15 protein-coding genes and 1 tRNA gene are annotated in these 19,192 nt (G+C 73.0%); 4 read left to right on the top strand and 12 right to left on the bottom strand.

Translation table 11 applies throughout. From position 1 onward, the window contains the following. Nucleotides 1-2 precede the first annotated feature (2 nt). From HNR25_RS16250 to HNR25_RS16225, 6 genes are all read right to left on the bottom strand, one after another. Nucleotides 3-1,472: a sugar transferase gene (locus HNR25_RS16250; protein WP_246463692.1), complete on the bottom strand. Its 1,470-nt coding sequence runs from the start codon at nt 1,470-1,472 to the stop codon at nt 3-5. A 420-nt stretch (nt 1,473-1,892) separates the two neighbouring features. Then, nucleotides 1,893-2,582, bottom strand: coding sequence for an aminoacyl-tRNA hydrolase (gene pth, locus HNR25_RS16245; protein ID WP_184636392.1), 690 nt, complete (start codon nt 2,580-2,582; stop codon nt 1,893-1,895). A 127-nt stretch (nt 2,583-2,709) separates the two neighbouring features. After that, entirely contained in the window at nt 2,710-3,366 is a 657-nt protein-coding gene (locus HNR25_RS16240; protein ID WP_184636390.1) for a 50S ribosomal protein L25/general stress protein Ctc, read from the bottom strand. Between the two features lie 552 nt (nt 3,367-3,918). Further along, on the bottom strand, nt 3,919-4,893 hold the full coding sequence (locus tag HNR25_RS16235) for a ribose-phosphate diphosphokinase (protein WP_184636388.1): 975 nt from the start codon (nt 4,891-4,893) through the stop codon (nt 3,919-3,921). A 30-nt stretch (nt 4,894-4,923) separates the two neighbouring features. After that, nucleotides 4,924-6,399 (bottom strand): bifunctional UDP-N-acetylglucosamine diphosphorylase/glucosamine-1-phosphate N-acetyltransferase GlmU, encoded by a 1,476-nt coding sequence (gene glmU / locus HNR25_RS16230; RefSeq protein WP_184636386.1) that lies wholly within the window; start codon nt 6,397-6,399, stop codon nt 4,924-4,926. 418 nt (nt 6,400-6,817) lie between these two features. Beyond that, a tRNA-Gln gene (locus tag HNR25_RS16225) sits at nt 6,818-6,889 on the bottom strand. 268 nt (nt 6,890-7,157) lie between these two features. Here HNR25_RS16225 and HNR25_RS16220 point away from each other — a divergent pair. The 3 genes from HNR25_RS16220 to HNR25_RS16210 all read left to right on the top strand — a co-directional run bounded on the left by HNR25_RS16220 (nt 7,158) and on the right by HNR25_RS16210 (nt 9,383). Next, on the top strand, nt 7,158-8,126 hold the full coding sequence (locus HNR25_RS16220; RefSeq protein WP_184636384.1) for an acyl-CoA desaturase: 969 nt from the start codon (nt 7,158-7,160) through the stop codon (nt 8,124-8,126). A gap of 11 nt (nt 8,127-8,137) precedes the next feature. Next, nucleotides 8,138-8,809, top strand: a complete 672-nt coding sequence (locus tag HNR25_RS16215; RefSeq protein WP_184636382.1) for a TetR/AcrR family transcriptional regulator — start codon at nt 8,138-8,140, stop codon at nt 8,807-8,809. Between the two features lie 85 nt (nt 8,810-8,894). Further along, on the top strand, nt 8,895-9,383 hold the full coding sequence (locus HNR25_RS16210) for a MarR family winged helix-turn-helix transcriptional regulator (protein WP_184636380.1): 489 nt from the start codon (nt 8,895-8,897) through the stop codon (nt 9,381-9,383). Between the two features lie 129 nt (nt 9,384-9,512). On the opposite strand, the gene HNR25_RS16205 is transcribed toward HNR25_RS16210, so the two are convergent. The 4 genes from HNR25_RS16205 to HNR25_RS16190 all read right to left on the bottom strand — a co-directional run bounded on the left by HNR25_RS16205 (nt 9,513) and on the right by HNR25_RS16190 (nt 14,147). Beyond that, nucleotides 9,513-11,309 carry an ABC-F family ATP-binding cassette domain-containing protein gene (locus HNR25_RS16205; RefSeq protein ID WP_184636378.1) on the bottom strand — a complete coding sequence of 599 codons (1,797 nt, stop codon included), beginning with the start codon at nt 11,307-11,309 and terminating at the stop codon, nt 9,513-9,515. Between the two features lie 89 nt (nt 11,310-11,398). Further along, entirely contained in the window at nt 11,399-12,298 is a 900-nt protein-coding gene (locus tag HNR25_RS16200; RefSeq protein ID WP_184639402.1) for a transketolase family protein, read from the bottom strand. Between the two features lie 53 nt (nt 12,299-12,351). Continuing rightward, a complete protein-coding gene (locus HNR25_RS16195) occupies nt 12,352-13,047 on the bottom strand; it encodes a thiamine pyrophosphate-binding protein (protein ID WP_184636376.1) in 696 nt (231 codons plus the stop codon). 161 nt (nt 13,048-13,208) lie between these two features. Beyond that, entirely contained in the window at nt 13,209-14,147 is a 939-nt protein-coding gene (locus HNR25_RS16190) for a 4-(cytidine 5'-diphospho)-2-C-methyl-D-erythritol kinase (RefSeq protein ID WP_312862573.1), read from the bottom strand. Between the two features lie 237 nt (nt 14,148-14,384). Here HNR25_RS16190 and HNR25_RS16185 point away from each other — a divergent pair, with 237 nt between their 5' ends. Continuing rightward, a complete protein-coding gene (locus HNR25_RS16185) occupies nt 14,385-16,400 on the top strand; it encodes a serine/threonine-protein kinase (RefSeq protein ID WP_184636372.1) in 2,016 nt (671 codons plus the stop codon). 26 nt (nt 16,401-16,426) lie between these two features. Here the strand turns inward: HNR25_RS16185 and rsmA are convergent, their stop codons facing one another. Beyond that, nucleotides 16,427-17,347 (bottom strand): 16S rRNA (adenine(1518)-N(6)/adenine(1519)-N(6))-dimethyltransferase RsmA, encoded by a 921-nt coding sequence (gene rsmA, locus HNR25_RS16180; protein ID WP_184636370.1) that lies wholly within the window; start codon nt 17,345-17,347, stop codon nt 16,427-16,429. Nucleotides 17,348-17,537: 190 nt separating this feature from the next. Beyond that, the gene (locus HNR25_RS16175; RefSeq protein ID WP_184636368.1) at nt 17,538-19,082 is read right to left on the bottom strand and encodes an ABC transporter substrate-binding protein; all 1,545 of its coding nucleotides are present in this window, start codon (nt 19,080-19,082) and stop codon (nt 17,538-17,540) included. Nucleotides 19,083-19,192: the final 110 nt, after the last annotated feature.

Raw genomic sequence — 19,192 nt, 5'->3', positions numbered from 1 at the left:
CCTTAGTACGCTCCCGCTCCGCGGACAACTGCTGACCATGTCTTCCACAGGATCTGGACGTCCAGGGTCAACGACCAGTTTTCCACGTATCGCAGGTCCAGTCGGACGGACTCCTCCCAGGAGAGGTCCGAGCGACCGCTGACCTGCCACAGCCCTGTCATGCCCGGCTTGACGACCAGGCGCCGCCGAACGTCGCGGCCGTACCGCGCCACCTCTTCGGGCAGCGGGGGCCGCGGCCCCACGAGTGACATATCTCCCCGCACCACGTTGAGCAGCTGCGGGAGTTCGTCCAGCGAGTAGCGGCGAAGCCAGCCGCCGAACGCGGTGACCCGGGGGTCGCGGCGCATCTTGAACAATACGCCGTCGTGCTCGTCGGCAGGGCGCAGCCCTCCTTTGAGGTCCTCCGCCCCGGCCACCATGGTACGGAACTTGTAGAGGGTGAATTGTACTCCGTCCTTGCCCACCCGCGTCTGGTGGAACAGGGCCGGCCCGCGGTCGCGCGCGCGGATCAGCACGGCCAGCGCCAGCAGAAGCGGCCCCAGTGCCACGAGGGCCAGCGCTGCGGCCGCCCGGTCGAACAGGCCCTTGACCGCGCGTCTGGCCCCCGCCAGCTCGGGATGCTCCACGTGCAGCAGCGGCAGCCCCGCCACCGGGCGGATGGTCGTACGCGGGCCGGCCACGTCCATCAGCGCGGGCGCCACGGTCAGGTCGGTTCCGCTCTTCTCCAACCGCCAGGCCAGCCGGCGCAACCGGGTTCCGTCCATCTCCGGGCACGCCAGCACCGCCACCGTGTCGGCACCGACCCGTTCGGCGGCTTCGGCGGCGTCGTCGAACGACCCCAGCACCGGGCAGCCGTCCACGTCGTCGCGGGCGGCGTGCCACCGCTGGGCGCCGGGCAGACACAGGCCGATGACCCGCATGCCGTGGTAGGGCTCGCGGCGGAACCGGTGCACCAGGTCGCGGGCCGACTCCCGGTGTCCCACGGCCACCACCCCGCGCATGCACCGCCCCCGGGCACGCAGCCGGTGCAGCCGCTTGCGCCAGGCGTAGCGCATCACCAGGCTGGCTGCCACCGCCGTCGGCAGTGCCAGCAGCACATACCCGCGGGCCACGTCGATCCGGGCGGCGTAGGCGCATATGGCCACCGCCGCGGTGAGGACCAGGCCCGCGGTCAGTACGCGGCGGAACTCCTCGGTGCCCTGCCCGACGAACCGGTGGGCGTAGCCGCCCGCCGACGCCACCGCCAGCACCCAGACCGCGGGAAGCACCAGCGAGAACAGCGGATACCAGGGGCCCGACGCCGCATCCAGCGGATGGGCGAAACGGATCTGCAGCGCCGACACCCCGGCGAGCGCCCCGGATGCGGCGTCGATCCACCGCAGCGTGTGCACGTAGGAACGCATCCACCCGGGCCGTGTGCGGACGGTCGGCGCGCCTGCGGCCTGCGCCGGGACCCGTTCGATGACGACCATAAACCCCCACCTCGGCACAGCCCCCGTCCACGATGCGCGGCACGGGCCGGCGCACGGATCCGGCGGCCCGCATCGGCCTCCGGACGTCGGATACGGCTGACCGCGGTACGCGGTGAAAGGGGTGCGGAATCGCGAACGTACGCCAGCGATACTAGCTAAATGCGATGACGCAGTCGCGTACCGTAACGGCCCGTGGCCGAATAAGCCTCCCGGCGGCCCTGCGCGTCCGATGCTTTCCCCGGGCCGCCGTGTCCACGCGTCCGCCCGCCCGACCGGACGGCCCCGCCAGGGCCCCGGTACACCCGGCGACCGCACGGCGCCCGACGGGGTCGGGAACTCCCCGCGGCGACGCCGGACCGGACCCGTTCGGGGCCGCCGGGCACGCTCCGCTCAGGCCTGCTCAGGCCTGCTCAGGCCTGCTCAGGCCTGGGTGTGGTAGAGGTTCTGCGCCTTCTCCAGGCCGTCGGTGAGGACCGTCTCGGCGGCGTCGGCGGCGCGCTCGACGATCACGCCGAGCTCCGTGCGCTCGGCCGCCGAGAAGTCTTTGAGCACATAGGCGGCCGGGTCCATCCGGCCGGGCGGGCGGCCCACGCCCACGCGCACGCGCAGGTAGCCGGGCCCGGACAGGGATTCGGTGAGCGAGCGCAGACCGTTGTGCCCGCCGGCGCCGCCGCCGCGCTTGAGCCGCAGCGCGCCGAAGTCGACGTCGAGCTCGTCGTGGACGACGAGGATGCGTTCCAGGGGAACCTTGTAGAAGCGGCTCAGCGCCGCCACGGGCCCTCCGGAGAGGTTCATGTAGGAACGGGGCTTGGCCAGCACGGCGGGAACCCCGCGGATGCGGGCCTCGGCGACGTCGGCACGGGACTTGTGCGCCTTGAACCGCTGTCCGGTGCGCTCGGCCAGCGCTTCGGCGACCATGAAGCCGACGTTGTGCCGGTTGCCGGCGTAGGAGGGACCCGGGTTGCCCAGCCCCGCCACCAGCCACCGCTCGGTCTCGACCGGGGCCACGTCACCGCTCCGCTCCTCGGCCGGTGCGGCGGCGGAGTCCACTGCCGCACCGGAGGACGGCGGCGCACCGCCCCGCAGTATCCGCTGCAGGAGAGTGCGCATCGCCGTCCGCCGTTTCGTCCCTCGTGTGCTGCGCGCGCCGCGCGGCCGCGACGGCCGGCGGCACAGGGGGGCACGGCCGGGGCACCCGCGCGGAGCGGTCCCCGGACCGGTGCCGAACGCTGATTCGTCAGGCGGAGCCGGCCGACTCGCCCGCGGAGGACGCGGCGGCCTCGCCGTCTTCCTCGGACGCCTCGCTCTCGCCCTCGGCGCCGGCTTCCTCCGAAGCCTCCTCGGCGTCGGCGTCGCCGCGCTCGTTGGAGATCGCCAGCACCATGGTTTCGGGGTCGGTCACCAGGCTGGTGCCCTGGGGCAGGTCGAGGTCGCCCGCGGTGACGTGGGCGTCCGAGCCCAGGCCCTCGACGCTGTACTCGACACCCTCGGGGATGCGGGTCGCCTCGGTCTCGACCTCGACGGTGACCAGCTCCTGAGTCAGGACGCCGCCCGCCTCGATCTCGCCCGTCAGGTTCACCGAGATCTCGACGGTGACCTTCTCGCCCTTCTTCACCACGAGCAGGTCGATGTGCTCGAGGAAGCCCTTGATGGGGTCGCGCTGGACGGCCCGGGGCAGAACGAGGTTGTCGGTGCCGACGAGGCCGTCGACGCGCAGGAGCACGTTCGGGGTCTTCAGGGCCAGCATCATCTCGTGGCCCGGCAGAGCGATATGGCGAGGGTCGGTGCCGTGGCCGTAGAGGACGGCCGGCACCTTACCCGCGCGGCGGACGCGCCGTGCGGCGCCCTTGCCGAATTCCGTGCGCGGCTCGGCAGCGATGCGTACCTCGGACACGACAAAACTCCTCGGGATCGTCCCCGCGAAACCGCGGGGAACACGACTTTACTTGACTACTCCCCTCCCTGAAGGAAGGGGATTCTCCGCCTCGCGGCGGAGACTTCCTGTTTCACCGGCGACTGCCCCCGGCCGTGGCCGGGCGGTCTCACACCGCCTCCGCAGGCATTCGGGGAGCGTTCCCCGGGATCCCGATCGACCACCGGTACCCGTGTTGTGCTGTTCCCCCTGTCAGGCGGGAGCGCAAGGTTCGCTTGCGCGACGTCCTCAGGGGCCGAGGTCCGCTGCCTTCCGACGACGGGAACGGACCGCGCCGCGTGAAACACACCCGCATCGGGCGCGAGCACTCGCCGACGGCGCCGCACCGGCCGCGGCGGTGCGGCCACGTTCCTGTTCAGCGCCCAACGCGTCCCCGCGGGAGCTGGGGACACTCGGCCAAGTCTAATGGCTCTACCGGTCCCCTCGAACACGCACCCCGCCCGGCGGCCGCGGCCGCCGGTCCGGAACCGGCCCGGGGACCGGCTCCGGAACCGGACCGATCGCCGGCTCCGGTCAACCGTCGAACAGGCTCGTGACGGATCCGTCGCTGAAGACCTCGCTGACGGCCCGCGCCAGCAGCGGGGCGATCGACACCTGGGTCAGTTTCTCGAACCGGCGGTCCTTGGGGATGGGCAGCGAATCGGTGATGACCACCTCGGAGATCCGCGAATTCTGCAGCCGCTCGGCCGCCGGCCCCGAGAGCACGCCGTGGGTGGCCGCGGTGATGACCTCGCGCGCGCCCTGCTCGAACAGGGCGTCGGCCGCCTTCACGATGGTGCCGGCGGTGTCGATCATGTCGTCGACCAGCACACAGGTGCGGCCGCTGACCTCGCCCACGACCTCGTGCACCTTGACCTGGTTGGCGACGTCGGGGTCGCGCCGCTTGTGGATGATCGCCAGTGGCGATCCCAGGCGGTCGGCCCAGCGGTCGGCGGTGCGCACGCGCCCGGAGTCGGGCGAGACGACCGTGGCCTCGTCGGGGGAGCCGACGCGCGACTGCACGTAGTCGGCCAGCAGCGGAAGCGCGAAGAGGTGGTCCACCGGGCCGTCGAAGAAGCCCTGGATCTGGTCGGTGTGCAGGTCGATCGACATCAGCCGGTCCGCGCCCGCGGTCCGGAACAGGTCGGTCATCAGCCGCGCCGATATGGGCTCGCGGCCCCGGTGCTTCTTGTCCTGGCGCGCATACCCCAGGAACGGCGTCACCACCGTGATGCGCTTGGCCGAGGCCCGCTTGAGAGCGTCGACCATGATCATCTGCTCCATGATCGACTCGTTGATCGGATCGGAGTGGCACTGCAGCACGAAGGCGTCGCACCCGCGCACCGACTCCAGGTAGCGAACGAAGATCTCGCCGTTGGCGAAGTCCTGGAACTTCGTCGGCGCGACCTCGATGCCGAGCTGATCGGCCACCTGCTCCGCCAGTTCGGGGTGCGTACGCCCCCCGAACAGCATGAGCTTCTTCTGACCCGCGGCCTTCATGCCGGTCACTTCAGAGATCCCCCACAGACACTGACGCAGTCAATCTTCATCCCGGCGCTCCTCGGCGGACTCGGACCGTCCGCCCTGCGCCTGCTCGGCCGCCTCGGCGGCCGCCGTTCCGGCACGTTTGCGCCCGACCCAGCCCTCGATGTTGCGCTGCTTTCCGGCCGAAACCGCCAGCGCACCGGGCGGGACGTCTTCGCGGACCACGGTTCCGGCGCCGGTGTAGGCGCCGTCGCCCACGTGCACGGGTGCGACGAAGGTGTTGTCGCTGCCGGTGCGGGCGTGGTCGCCGACGGTGGTGCGGTTCTTGTCGACGCCGTCGTAGTTGACGAACACCGACGAGGCGCCGATGTTGACGCCCACGCCGATGTCGGCATCGCCGACGTAGGTCAGGTGCGGGACCTTTGAACCTTCGCCGACGGCGGAGTTCTTGACTTCGACGAAAGCGCCGATCTTGGCGCCGGACGCGATGACGGTCCCGGGGCGCAGGTAGGAGTAGGGGCCGATGCCGGCGGCGGGGCCGATGTCGGCGGCGTCGGCGAAGACGTGGCGCACGACGGCTTCGGCACCGACGCGGGTGGCGTTCAGGCGGCAGCCCGGTCCCACCACGGCGCCCTCGTCGACGACGGTGCGGCCCAGCAGCTGGGTCTGGGGTTCCACGACGGTGTCGGGGCCGAGTTCGACTTGGGCGTCGACCCATGTGGAGGCGGGGTCGACGATGGTCGCGCCGGAGCGCATGTGCTCGGCCAGCAGGCGGTCGTTGAGCAGCCGGCGGGCCTCGGCCAGCTGCACGCGGTCGTTGACGCCCTGGATCTCGGTCCATTCGCGGGCGACGGAGGCGCCGACGGGGCGGCCGTCGCCGCGCAGGATCGCGGCGGCGTCGGTGATGTACTCCTCGCCTTTGGCGTTGTCGGTGGACAGGCGCCGTACGACCGCGGACAGCTGCGCGCCGTCGAAGGCGTACATTCCGGAGTTGATCTCGCTGACGGCACGCTGCTCGTCGGTGGCGTCGGCGTGCTCGACGATGGAGGCGAAGCCCCCGGAGGCGTCGCGGACGACCCGGCCGTAGCCGGCGGGGTCGGGAACCTCGGCGGAGAGGACGGTGACGGCGTTGCCGGCGCTCTCGTGGGCCGCGACGAGGTCGGACAGGGTGCGCCCGCGCAGCAGCGGGGTGTCGCCGTAGGCCAGGACCACGGTCCCGGAGAGGGACGCGCCCTGGGCTTCCAGCTCCTCCACGGCCATGCGCACGGCGTGGCCGGTGCCGTTCTGCGTCTCCTGGACGGCGGTGGACACGTCGGGTGCGGTGTCTTCGAGGTGGGCGACCACGCGCTCGCGGGCGTGGCCGACCACGACGACGGTGCGCTCGGGGCGGAGCTCGTCGGTCGCGGCCAGTACATGGCCGAGCATGCTGCGGCCGCAGATCTCGTGCAGGACCTTGGGACGCCTGGACTTCATTCGGGTGCCCTCGCCCGCCGCAAGGACGATGACGGCAGCCGGGCGGCTCACGCTCACTGGCGGAGACTCCTCATGTCGCTGGCGGATGCGGATGATCCCCGCGCTTGCGCGGGCGGGGTGTCCCGGACGCGGCACGGCGCGGTCCCCGCGGGCGAGCACGGGCCGGCGCGACGCGTCCGTACGGCTGACGGCGCCTGAGGGAGCAGTCTGACGTCGAAGGCGGACAGACCGCTCAGGGCCGACATGGGCAGGATACATGCGGCCTTTGCCAGACGAGGCTGCGACCGCCGCGCACGGCGCCGATGCGGCGGAGCGCGTACCGCGGCGGCCGGCCTGTGCAGGGCCGGGTGTGCGGCGGGAGCGGCGCGGCGGACGAACGCGCGGCGCACCGCGCTGCTGCCGGGGCCCCACCGGGCGGCGGGCGCGCTGTGACATACCCGATGGGCCGACTGGGGCCCACCGCGTGTCGTAGGGGCTCCCGGGGAAGGATTCGAACCCTCACCTCAAGGCACCAAAAGCCTGTGTCCTGCCCTTAGACCACCCGGGAAGAACGGTCCGGGCCCGCTGCGGGGCTGCGCTTCCGGTCCGCACGCCAACGATAGCGGCTCCGCCCGGGTGTCGGCACATCCGTACCCGCTCACCGCACCCTCCGGCCTCGGGCGATCCGGCCCCGGGTGTCCCCGCCGCTTGGAACTTACGAGACCGTAGGTTACGGTTACGTAGGTATAGGTTCTTGAATACCGGGCAGCGGACGAGCGAGCGGAGTCGCCGCTGCGCACCGGTTCCGCGACCCGGCCCACGAACAAGGTGGACATATGACCGCAGCACCCGACGAGGCCGCGCCCGCGCAGGGGAACAAGCGCGAGCGCGAACCCGAAATCGACCCGGAAGGCCGGGGCAAGCTGGAGCGCTACACCGTCTTCGCCTTCGTCTTCATCCCGCTCCTGGCTCTGGCCGCCGCAGTGCCCTTCGCATGGGGCTGGGGGCTCACCCTGACCGACATCGTGATCGGCGCGGTGTTCTACCTCGTCAGCGGCCTGGGCATCACGGTCGGCTACCACCGGCACTTCACCCACGGCTCGTTCAAGGCCAACCGCCCGCTGCGCATCGCGCTGGCCGTGGCCGGCAGCCTGGCAATCCAGGGCTCGGTCATCAAGTGGGTCGCCGACCACCGGCGCCACCACAAGTACGCCGACCAGGACGGCGACCCGCACTCGCCGTGGCGCTTCGGCGACGACTGGCGCTCGGTGGCCAAGGGCCTGTACTACGCGCACATGGCCTGGCTCTACCTGGACGAGGAGAAGACCTCGCCCAAGCGGTTCGCGCCGGACCTGCTCAAGGACGCCGACATCCGCCGCGTCGACCGCTGGTTCGGCCCGATCGTACTGCTGTCGCTGGTGGGCCCGGGGATCGTCGGCGGACTGGTCACCATGTCCTGGTGGGGTGCGCTCACGGCGTTCTTCTGGGCCGGCCTCGTCCGTGTCGCCCTGCTGCACCACGTCACCTGGTCGATCAACTCCATCTGCCACACCATCGGCGAGGAGAACTTCGAGGTCCGCGACCGCTCGCGCAACGTGTGGTGGCTGGCCATCCCGTCCTTCGGCGAGTCCTGGCACAACCTGCACCACGCCGACCCCACGTGCGCCCGCCACGGCGTACTCAAGGGCCAGGTGGACATTTCCGCACGCGTCATCCGTGTGTTTGAGAAACTCGGATGGGCGAGCAAAGTCCGGTGGCCCAACGCCGACCGGCTTTCCGCCAAGCGCGTCAGCGCCGAGAGCTAAAGTGGGTCCCCATGGCAGCGGTCAGTGAGAGCGAGCAGCAACCGCGGTCGCGCCGCAGGCGTATGACCGGAAAGCAGCGCCGGGAGCAGCTCCTTCAGATCGGGCGCGAGCTCTTCGCCGAGCGCGGGTTCGACGCCACGTCGGTCGAGGAGATCGCAGCCCGGGCCGGCGTGTCCAAGCCCGTCGTCTACGAGCACTTCGGCGGCAAGGAAGGGGTCTATGCGGTTGTGGTCGACCGCGAGATGCAGACGCTGCTGGGCATGATCGCCGACTCGCTGACCGCTGACACCCCGCGCGGCCAGATCGAGAACGCCGCGCTGGCGCTGCTGGGCTACGTCGAGGAGTACAGCCAGGGTTTCCGCATCCTGGCGCGCGACTCCCACGCCGCTTCGGGCACGGGCAGCTTCGCCAGCCTGATCAGCGACATAGCCACCCAGGTCGAGCACATCCTCGCCGAGGAGTTCAGCAGCCGGGGCTACGATCCCAAGCTCGCGCCGATGTACGCGCAGTCGCTGGTGGGCATGGTGGCGATGACCGGGCAGTGGTGGCTGGAGGTCCGCAAGCCCAAGCGCGAGATCGTGGCCGCGCACCTGGTCAACCTGGCGTGGAACGGACTGTCCAATCTGGAGACCCGGCCGCAGCTGGACCACGGCGGCCCCAGGCGCGGGCAGGGCCGGCCCTGAGTCCCTGCCGCGCCGCTCGGACGCCGGTGCGCCGTACCGCCCGCCGGACCACCACTATCTTGATATCAAGAGATAGGCTGTCGGCATGCGTGATGAGGTCGACGGTCTGGTCGAGGCCTGGCGTGCCGAGCGCCCGGACCTCGACATCGAGCCACTCCAGGTGTTCAGCCGGGTGTCCCGCCTGGCGCGGCTCCTGGACCGCGCCAGGCGCGCAGTCTTCACCGAACACGGCCTGGAGCCCTGGGAGTTCGACGTCCTGGCCGAGCTGCGCCGGTCGGGCCCGCCCTACGAGCTCAGCCCCGGCAGGCTGCTGCGCGCCACACTGGTCACCTCCGGCACCATGACCAACCGCATCGACCGCCTCGCCGCCGCCGGGCTGGTGCAGCGCGGCCCCGACCCCGCCGACAAGCGCGGCGTCCTGGTGCGCTTGGCCCCCGAAGGGCGCGAGCGCGTCGACGGGGCGCTGGCGGCCCTGCTCGACTACGAGGAGTCGCTGCTGTCCGGCCTGCCCCGCGAGGACCGCCGAGCCCTGGCGTCGCTGCTGCGGTCGGTGCTCGCGCCCCTCGACGAGTGACGGACCCGCCGGAGCGGCGTCGATCCAGCGGTCGATTCCCACCGCGCACAGCGCCCGCACAGCGGGATCCGCGCGACAGGCGGTGGTGCGGTGCGGGCCGGCGATCCGGGCGCCCGCCGGCCCGCGCCGTCAGTCGCTCATCTTCTCCGCTTCGGTGAGCCAGAGCTCCTCAAGCTCCTCCTTCTCGGACCGGAGGGTCTTGAGTTCGGAGTCGAGCTCGGCCAGGCGCGTGTAGTCGTCGGCCGCCTGGGCCATCTGCTCGTGGAGTTCGGACTCGCGAGTGCCGATGCGGTCGAGACGGCGCTCGATGCGCTGGGCCTCCTTCTGCACGGAGCGGCGCTCGGCCGCCGACAGCCTGGGGGCCGCGTCCGGAGCGGCAGCGGCCGCGCCTTCGGTGCCGGACTCGGGGCGGTGCCCCGGGACGCCGGCGCCGGCGTCGGTCTGGCGGGCGCGGCGCTGCAGGTACTCGTCGACGCCCCCCGGAAGGAACAGCAGGCCGCCGTCGCCCATCAGCGCCATCACGCGGTCGGAGACCCGCTCCAGGAACCACCGGTCGTGGCTGACCACCACCAGGGTTCCCGGCCAGCCGTCGAGAAGGTCTTCCAGCTCGGTGAGCGTCTCGATGTCGAGGTCGTTGGTGGGCTCGTCCATCAGCAGGACGTTGGGCTCGTTCATCAGCAGCCGCAGCAGCTGCAGGCGCCGCCGCTCGCCGCCGGAGAGGTCGCCGATCGGGGTCCACTGGCGTTCGCCGCGGAATCCGAACCGCTCCAGCATCTGGCTGGCGGTGACCTCCTTGCCGCCGAAGGTGATGTGCCGGCGGACCTCTTCGACCGCTTCGAGCGGACGCTTTTCGGGGGCCAGCTCGGCCAGGGTCTGCGACAAGTGGGCGAGGTTCACGGTCTTGCCGTGGCGCACCTTCCCGCCGTCGGGGTCGCGCTCGCCCGACAGCGCCCGCAGCAGCGAGGTCTTGCCCGACCCGTTGATCCCCACCAGGCCGATGCGGTCGCCCGGCCCCAGCTGCCAGTCCAGCCGGTCGAGCAGGACGGTGCTGTCGGCGTTGAGGGTGAGGTTCTCGGTGTCGATGACCGACTTGCCCAGGCGGGAGCTGGCGAAGCGCACCAGCTCGACGGTGTTGCGCGGCGGCGGCTCGCCCGCGATCAGGGCGTTGGCGGCCTCGACGCGGAACTTGGGCTTGGAGGTGCGGGCGGGCGGCCCGCGGCGCAGCCACGCCAGCTCCTTGCGCATGAGGTTCTGCCGCCGCTCCTCGGCCGCTGCCGCCAGCCGCTCGCGCTCGGCTTTGGCGAGCACGTAGGCGGCGTATCCGCCCTCGTAGCGTTCGACGCGGCCGTCGACGACCTCCCAGGTGCGGTTGGTGACGGCGTCGAGGAACCAGCGGTCGTGGGTGACGACCGCAAGCGCCTCGCGGCGCCCGCGCAGGTGCTCGGCCAGCCACGCGATGGCTTCGAGGTCGAGATGGTTGGTGGGCTCGTCGAGGATGACGAGGTCGTGGCTGTCGATCAGCAGCCGCGCCAAGGCGGTGCGGCGGCGCTCGCCGCCGGAGAGCGTGGCCATGGGGGCGTCGAGGTCCCACCCGCTGAGCAGGCCCCGCAGCACGTCGCGCACTCGGGCGCTGCCGGCCCATTCGTGCTCGGCGAGGTCGCCCAGGACGAACCCGCCGACGGTCGTGTCGGGGAAGGTGTCGCTCTGCTGGAGGAAGCCGATACGCAGGCCGCGGCTGTGCACGATGCGCCCGGAGGCGGGCTCGGTGCGGCCCGCCATGACCGAGACCAGAGTGGACTTGCCGCCGCCGTTGCGCCCGACCACGCCGATGCGGTCGCCTTCGTCGACACCGAGGGAGACCCGGTCGAGGAGTACGAGCGGCCCGTATGCCAGGGACACGTCTTGCAGGTTCACCAGATTCGTCATCGTGCTTCCCATTGTGGTGGCCCTGGCGGGTGCCCGTGACCACGGTCCCGGGCGCGGCGGAGGCGGGTGGCGCGGTCCCGGGAGGGCGGTCACAGCAGGAAGAACGCACGGGCCCGCTCGGCGATCCCGGCGGTGTCGAGGCCGTGGGCCCGGTCGTGGTCGGCCGGCGTGCCGTAGCCGCGGACTTCGGTGTCGCGGCGCACACCCAGCGAAAGCTGCCGGTGGCGGCGGTCGGACAGCGCGGCGGCGACCTCGTGGGCCGACGTGCCCTCCAGATAGGGCTCGACCACGAGCACGTCGGCCTGCCCGGCCCGCGCCGCGATGCGGTTCAGCCCCTCACGGTCGAAGGGGCGCACGGTGGCGGTGTAGGCGACGGTGACGTCCAGGTCCTCGGTGGCGGCCAGCACGCGGTCCAGCATGGGGCCGACCGCGAGCACGGTCCCGCTGGAGCGCCCCGAGCCCGACCGGATCGGGTGCGTGCCCGGGCCGGCGGGGCGGGCGGCGGCGTTGCCGCGCTCGCTGAGGCGGACGTAGACGTTGCCGTCCCCGCGCAGCGCCGATTCCAGGATCGGCGGCACCTCGGCGGCGTGCCCGGGGACGTGCACGGTCCACTCGGGCAGCGAGTCCAGGAGCGCGACGTCGCCGGGCGCCATATGCGTCCTGCCGTAGTGGGCGCCGTCGTAGGAGGCGCCCGAGCTGACCAGGACCGCACCGACCCCCTGGTGGCCGAGGTCGAGCTTGACCTGCTCGAACGGCCGCTCCACCAGGAACGGCGCGAACGTGTGGACGATCGGCCGCATGCCGGTGAGCGCCAGGCCGCCGGCGACGCCGATCATCGACTGCTCCCGGATCCCCAGGTTGACGACGCGGTCGGGGTGGCGCCGGGCCGCGTCGGTGAAGCGGTCGGCGGAGACGTCGGCGAGGACGACGACCGGCCGCGGGTCGGCGTCCAGCGCGGCGGCGGCGGTCTCGGCGAAGACGTCGCGCATCGGCTGGGCGGTCACTGCCGGGGCCGGTGCGGGCGGTGCTGCGGTCATGGCGGTCATCCTTTCGGGCGGACGCGGGCGACGACGGCGAGCGGCCGGCCGCGGTGCGGCCGCGTCAGGGCGTCGTCGAGGGCGGACCGGTCGCGGCCGGGGGCGGAGCGGGTCTGCCAGCCTTCGGCGGAGAAGCGCGTGCCGATGCCGCCGGGCCAGCCGTGGGTGGCCGAGCTGTTGTCGACGACGACGGCGGTGAGGTTGTCGAGGCCCAGGCGGCCGGCGGCGGCGACGGCCTCGTGGTTGCTGCCCTCGTCGAATTCGCCGTCGCCCATGAGGACGACGACGCGGGGGCGGGTGCGGCCCTGAGCGCGCAGTCCCAGCGCGGTGCCCACGCCCAGTCCCAGTCCGTGGCCGAGGGAGCCGCTGCTGATCTCGACACCGGGGATCCGGGTCCGGTCGGGGTGGTGCCCCAGCGGGGAGTCGAATTCGGCCCAGCGGCGCAGCGTCGCCAGGTCGATGAAGCCCTTCGCGGCCAGGACCGCGTAGTAGGGCACGGGTCCGTGTCCCTTGGACAGCAGGAACCGGTCGCGGTCGGGGTCGTCGGCGGTCTCCGGCGAAACGTCGAGGACGCGGTCGTAGAGCACCCACAGGACCTCGCGGGTGGACTCGGCGGCGCTGCGGTGCTTCTCGTCGCCGGTCATCAGCCCCGACAGCGCGGGAAGGTCGGCGTACCTGGTGAACGCTGGTGCGGTAGGCATGGCGCCAGTCTCATACCTGAACCGAACGTGAGGTCAAGGCCCGGGCGGCCGCCCGCGCGAATCCGGTGCGCCGCGCGCCCCTCCGGGCAGCGCAGGGGCTGCGGAGCGCTCCGGTGCGGGGGCCTTCCGGGGCAGCGGCCGACCGGAGCGCCGCGGGCCGCTCAGCGGATCACCGCTCCCGGCACGTCCCCATAGGCGGTGACGGCGTGCGTGCAGTCGGAGGCGGTGCGCACCGCCGCGGCGACCCGCTCGGCGTGCTCGGCGGATTCCGCCAGGAACGCACACGTCGGACCGGATCCGGAGACGAACGCGCCCAGCGCCCCCGCCGCCCGGCCGGCCTCCAGAGACTCCGCCAGCACCGGGCGCAGCGACACGGCGGCGGGCTGCAGGTCGTTGCTCAGGGCGGCGCCGACGCCGGCGGCGTCACCCGCCTCCAACGCCGCCATCAGCGCCGGATCCGCCCGGGGCCGTGGCGCGTCGGGCCGCAGGCGATCGTAGGCGCCGAAAACCCCGGGTGTGGACAGCCCGCCCTCGGACAGCGCGAAGGCCCAGTGCAGCCGCGTTGCGCAGCGGGCGGGGGCGAGCACCTCGCCGCGGCCGGTACCCACGGCCGTGCCGCCGACCAGCGGGAACGCGACGTCGCTGCCCAGCCGAGCGGCCAGCTCCAGCAGCCGGCCGCGATCCAGCCCGGTTCCCCAGAAGGCGTCGCAGGCCACCAGAGCGGCAGCGGCGTCGGCACTGCCGCCGGCCATTCCGCCGGCGACCGGGATCGCCTTGCGCACGTGCAGGCGCACCGGCTGCCGCGCACCGGCCTCGTGTGCGAGCAGTTCGGCGGCGCGCCAGGCCAGGTTCGTGGAATCGAGCGGCACGCGGGCCACGTGCGCGGCCAGTGCGCCCCCGCTCGCGTCCTCGGCCGTCAGCTCCGCCGGGCCCCCTGTTGCGCGCGTTCGGGCGCCGGTGACGGTAACCTCGTCGAACAGCGCTACTGCGTGGAAGACATTGACCAGATCGTGGTATCCATCTTCGCGCGCCGGCCCCACCGCCAGCTGAAGGTTCACCTTTGCGGGGACCCGAACGGTCACGGCGGTCGTAGTGGTCACGAGTCCTAGATCGTAAAGGAATCCCCGCCCCCGTGAACCCCCCAACCGCGATGTCGGTCGCCCCTGCCCCGGGCGCGGCCGCATGATGGCGGCGGGCGGTTCGCCGGCGGGCTCCCGCCCGCCCCGGGATCCCGGTCGTCCGGATGCGGGCGCCGTGGCCTGCCCGGGTGGGTATCTGGGCGCGAACACCGCTACCTTGGGGACCGTCGGAGTTTGGACACCGTCGGGGAGGGTCGCTTGCCGTCGGATGGGCTCCCGAAGAACCTGGAACCGCTGGCCGCCGGAGATCCGGCGACCATCGGCCCCTATGTGCTGTCCGGTCGCCTGGGCAGCGGTGGAATGGGGTCGGTCTACCTCGGCCGCACCCCCGAGAAGGGCGCCCACGTCGCGATCAAGGTGATCCGTCCCGAGCTCGCTTTCGACGAGCCCACGCGGGCGCGCTTCCGCGACGAGATGGAGAACGCCCGCAGGGTCGCATCCTTCTGCACGGCCAAAGTGCTCGACCACGGGACCTTCGAGGGCCGCCCGTACATGGTCACCGAGTACATCGCGGGCACCGCGCTGGCCGAGCACGTCTCCGAGCACGGCGCGCTGGACTCCAGCACCCTGCACGGCTTCGCGCTGGGGATCGCCGCCGCGCTGGCGGCCATCCACCGCACCGGCCTGGTGCACCGCGACCTGAAACCGGCCAACGTGCTGCTGTCGCTGTCGGGGCCGCGCGTGATCGACTTCGGCATCGCTCGGGCGATGAACACCTCGACCAACCACACCCAGACCGGCATCGTCATGGGCAGCCCCGGCTGGATGGCGCCGGAGCAGCTGCTGGAGGAGAACGTCACCACCTCGGCCGACATCTTCGCCTGGGGGTGCCTGGTGGCGTTCGCGGGCAGCGGCGTCCACCCGTTCGGCAACGGCGACGCCATGACGCTGGGCAAGCGGGTGCTGTTCGCCGACCCGCAGATCGGCGCGCTCGACAGTCCGCTGGACCGCCTGGTGGCGCAGACTCTGGCCAAGGAGCCCGATCGCCGGCCCAAGGCCCAGGACCTGCTGCTGGAGCTGGCCGGCGGCGACGAGGGCGGCAGCGGCGGCGACGACGCCAACGAGATGGTCAGCCATGCGCTGCACAACTCGTGGCGGCCCAACCTGCCGCCCGCGGGGCCCATGCCCCCGCCGGGGCCGCCGCCCAACCCGCACCAGACCGCCACCGGCATGCCCCATCCGCCCCAGCCGGGGCCGGGCGGCCCGCCCCCCGGCGGCGGCCAGCCCTACCCGGGACCGCCCCAGCAGGCACCGATGCCGGCGCAGCCCAACCACCACAGCCAACCCGTGCAGCGCCCGGCGGGCATAGGGCCCCAGGGTCCCCAGGCGGCGCAGGCGCCCGCTCCCCCGCAGCCCGGCCCGGGCCCCCCGCAGGGGCCGGGGCCGGGCGGGCCGGGCGCACCGCAGGGCCCGGGACCGCAGCAGCACCAAGGGCCACAGGGGCACCAGACCGGCCAGTTCCCCGCGGCCGCACCGAACCAGACGGGGCCGCCTCCCGGCCACGAGCACGGCCCCGGGGCCAACGCACGCCCGCGCGCTCAGCCGTACGTGCCGCCCGCCTCGCTGCCGCCGCACCGACCCGTGCAGCCGGGCAGGCGGCGCCGTTGGGTGGCCGTCACCGCGGTGGCCGCCGTGGTCCTGGTCGTACTGCTGTTCACCACGCTCACGCTGCTGGGGATGCAGAACCTGATCGGGTCGGGGTCGGCGTCGGGGGCGGAGGACTCCGACGGCCGGTCCGAGGACGACGACGGCGGCGGTGCGCAAGCCGCTCCCGACGCCGAGGACGAGGGCGAGGACGAGGGCGCCGCCGACGCGACGGCGGCGCCCGACACCGCCGGCGACGGCCGCATGGTGTTCACGGTGCAGGAGTACGAGTGCTCCGCCGAGATCGAGGGCCGCTCCACGGTGCACCGCGGCACCTACTGCGTCTTCGCGCTGTCGGTGCACAACACCGGCCCCGAGCGCGTCTCGCTGGACCACGAGCGGCAGCGGCTGGAGGGGCGCCAGGAGGTCCTGCCGGCGTCGGAGCCGCTGGGCACCGAGGCCCGCGCTCCCCTGTGGCATCCCGTGCCGAGCGGGGAGCGGGCCGAGGGCCGGCTGGTGTTCATCGTCTCCGACGAGAACGACGTCGCCACCGCAACGCTGCACCTGAGCAGCGGCGACGGCGGTTCGCCCGCCGTGGTCGACGTCGCCGACGTCACCCGGGCGGGCTGAGGCCCGCAGGGCCGCGCTCCCGCGGTTCAGCCGCTCCCGTTCCCGGCTTCGCCGGGGTCGGCGGCGCGGTCGGCGTGCGCGGCGATCCCGGCGAATGCCGCGATGTCCAGCGACTCCCCGCGGGCGCCCGGGTCGATTCCGGCGGCCCGCAGCACTCGTTCGGCCGCCGCCGCCGAGCCCGCCCAGCCGGCCAGCGCCGCACGCAGGGTCTTGCGCCGCTGCGCGAAGGCGGCGTCGACGACCGCGAACACCGCGCGGCGGTCGGGCCGCGCCCCGTCGGCGCCGGTGGGCGGTGCGCTCCTGCGCCGCAGCGCGACGAGCCCGGACCCGACGTTGGGCACCGGCCAGAAAACGCCGCGTCCGACCGACCCCGCCCTGCGCACCTCGGCGTACCAGGCCGCCTTGGCCGAGGGCGCGCCGTAGGTCCGACTGCCCGGAGCGGCGGCGAGCCGGTCGGCGACCTCGGCCTGGACCATGACGAGCACGCGCTCCAAGCTCGGCAGCAGTTCCAGCAGGTGCAGCAGTACCGGGACGGCGACGTTGTAGGGCAGGTTGGCGACCAGCGCCGTAGGGGCGGGTCCCGGGATCGCGGTGACGCGCACCGCGTCGGCGGTGACCACGCGTAGTCGGCGGGCGTAGGCGGGGCAGAACTCCGCCGCCGTCTGCGGCAGCGTCTCGGCCAGGCGCGGGTCGACTTCCACGGCCGTGACGGCGCGGACGTGGGGCAGCAGCGCGAGGGTCAGCGACCCGAGCCCGGGGCCGACCTCCAGCACCGCGTCGTCGCCACCGACCTCGGCCGTGCGCACGATGCGCCGCACGGTCCCGCCGTCGACGACGAAGTTCTGCCCGAGCGTCTTGGTCGGCCGCAGCCCCGTGCGTTCGGCGAGCCGCCGCACGTCGCCGGGCGTGAGCAGGCGCGCATCGCCGGAGGAATCGGATTGGGTCACCGCAACATTGTGCCAGCACACGGACCGGCGGCGCGGGCGGCGCCGGGATGCGGCCCGGCCCCGGTCCCGCCGAGCGCGGGGTTGTTACCGGCGCGGCGCCGGAGAACGGTGCAACCCCCGAGATCGTTTCCGGCGGACCCGCCCGACAGGCGCTCAGACCGTGCCGAAGCCGCCCCGCCGCCGGGCGGTCCTACGACGGGTCGGCGGTGACGTAGGGGGCGTCGTCGGCGGCCTCCTCCGAGAACGGGACGGGCACCACCGGGACGTGTTTGCCGCCGGGGTTGCCGTCCCGCTCGGAGCTGAAGCTCAGGGTCCCGGTGGCCGCCCGGACCGTGTGCCGCTCGTTCAGCAGCAGCAGGTGGTCGCGGACTTCGCGCAGGGTCGGCGGACCGTCCCCGAAGGGGTCGGCGATGCGCACGGCCCGGACCGTGACCGCCATGGCGTCGTGGAACGCGACGGCGTAGCCGTTCTCCAGCTTCTGCGGATCCCGGCTGACCAGGCCGCGATAGCGCTCGTGGAAGTCGGCGTAGCCCGCCGGCTCGCCCTGGTCGCCCGGCTCGGCCCACCGGGGATCGGCGGAGGTGGCGTTGAGGATGGTGATGTTGCCCTCCTGCAGCATCGCCAGGTCCTCGTCGCTCCAGGGGTAGCGGCCGGTCTCGGCGAACAGGACCGATACGGGGTCTGCGTTGCAGACCCGCTCGCTCAGCACGTTCAGAAACGTCCGCAGGTCCGTCGCGCGCCCCGCGAAGGCGACCATGTCGGGCCGGGCCGTGCAGATGGTCTGCCTGATGGGGAAGAAGACGTCGGCCCCGCCGTCGACGACCGAGGCGCCGGAGAACCCCTGGTGCGGGAAATCGAAGTGATCACCCAGGCGCCGCTGGTAGGCGGCGCGCAGCGTGGACACGAAGAGGTCCTCCTGGACCCGGTCGTAGACCATGATCCCCGACTCCAGATCGTCGCGGCCCGTGAGGTAGCGGTCCAGCGCCGCGGCGAAGTCGGTGTTGCTCGGCGAGGCGCGCAGCAGGCCGGGGACGCCGCCGTGGTCGAGCCCGTCCCCGGTCGCTGTGGCGGTGACCATGGCGATCCCCCGGTCCGAGAGCCGCTCGGCCGCCTGCTGCGTGCGCGTCGTGCTCAGGGCCTGGCCCATCACCGCCACGAGCGGGATGTCGTCGTCGGTCATGTCCTCGATCCGGGAAACGGGGTAGCGCCACTGGAGCTGCCGGCTGCCCTCGTTGGCCAGGTAGAGCTGGATGAGCGGCTTCTTGTCTCCGAACTCGTTCGTGCGGTTGGCCCGGTACACCCCGACGTAGGCGCCTTCGAGCAGGCTGCGGACCTGACCCGGCGAGATCGGCCCGGACTCGACGGGGGTCAGCGGCGCCAGCAGGGCGACCTTGACGGCGGCGGCGCCCTCCTCGGCCACCATCCGCGCGACCCGCTCGTTCTCGGCGCGGATGTCGTCCTGGATTCCGGCGAAGTCGTCCGAGAACTCGAAGGAGCCGTCGGTGACACCGACGCACTGGCCGTCCACGGACCGGATCGCGCCCACGGGGCCGCCGCACCGCAGGGCCGGCACCGCCCACCAGGCGGAGGACGCGACCAGCGCCAGTGCCGCACCGGCCGCGACGAGGCCCAGGATCCGCATCAGGAACCGGAAGAGGGAGACCGGCTTCGGCGGGGGGAACGCGCCGCCCGCGGAGCCGGGCGGCGCGCGGTGCGGAGTCGCGTGCGGTGTCACAGGCGTCCTCACCTTCCTTCTGGGAGTGCTGGGGTATCGGGGGGTCGTCGCCCGGGTTCCGCCGGGTCGGGCGCCGCCCGGCGTCCCGGATCGGTGCCGTGTTCCGAGGA

Origin of the sequence: Streptomonospora salina (genome assembly GCF_014204715.1) — a bacterium.
GTDB lineage: Bacteria > Actinomycetota > Actinomycetes > Streptosporangiales > Streptosporangiaceae > Streptomonospora > Streptomonospora salina.
The sequence above is the reverse complement of the archived record's forward strand: the minus strand, read 5'-3'. Positions and strand labels throughout refer to the sequence as shown.

Coding starts and splice junctions, on each gene's coding strand:
- pth (WP_184636392.1), bottom strand. CDS start 2,582: ATGCGCACTCTCCTGCAGCGGATACTGCGGGGCGGTGCGCCGCCGTCC.
- HNR25_RS16210 (WP_184636380.1), top strand. CDS start 8,895: ATGCGTGATGAGGTCGACGGTCTGGTCGAGGCCTGGCGTGCCGAGCGC.
- HNR25_RS16200 (WP_184639402.1), bottom strand. CDS start 12,298: ATGCGCGACGTCTTCGCCGAGACCGCCGCCGCCGCGCTGGACGCCGAC.
- HNR25_RS16250 (WP_246463692.1), bottom strand. CDS start 1,472: ATGGTCGTCATCGAACGGGTCCCGGCGCAGGCCGCAGGCGCGCCGACC.
- HNR25_RS16215 (WP_184636382.1), top strand. CDS start 8,138: ATGGCAGCGGTCAGTGAGAGCGAGCAGCAACCGCGGTCGCGCCGCAGG.
- HNR25_RS16205 (WP_184636378.1), bottom strand. CDS start 11,309: ATGACGAATCTGGTGAACCTGCAAGACGTGTCCCTGGCATACGGGCCG.
- HNR25_RS16195 (WP_184636376.1), bottom strand. CDS start 13,047: ATGCCTACCGCACCAGCGTTCACCAGGTACGCCGACCTTCCCGCGCTG.
- HNR25_RS16220 (WP_184636384.1), top strand. CDS start 7,158: ATGACCGCAGCACCCGACGAGGCCGCGCCCGCGCAGGGGAACAAGCGC.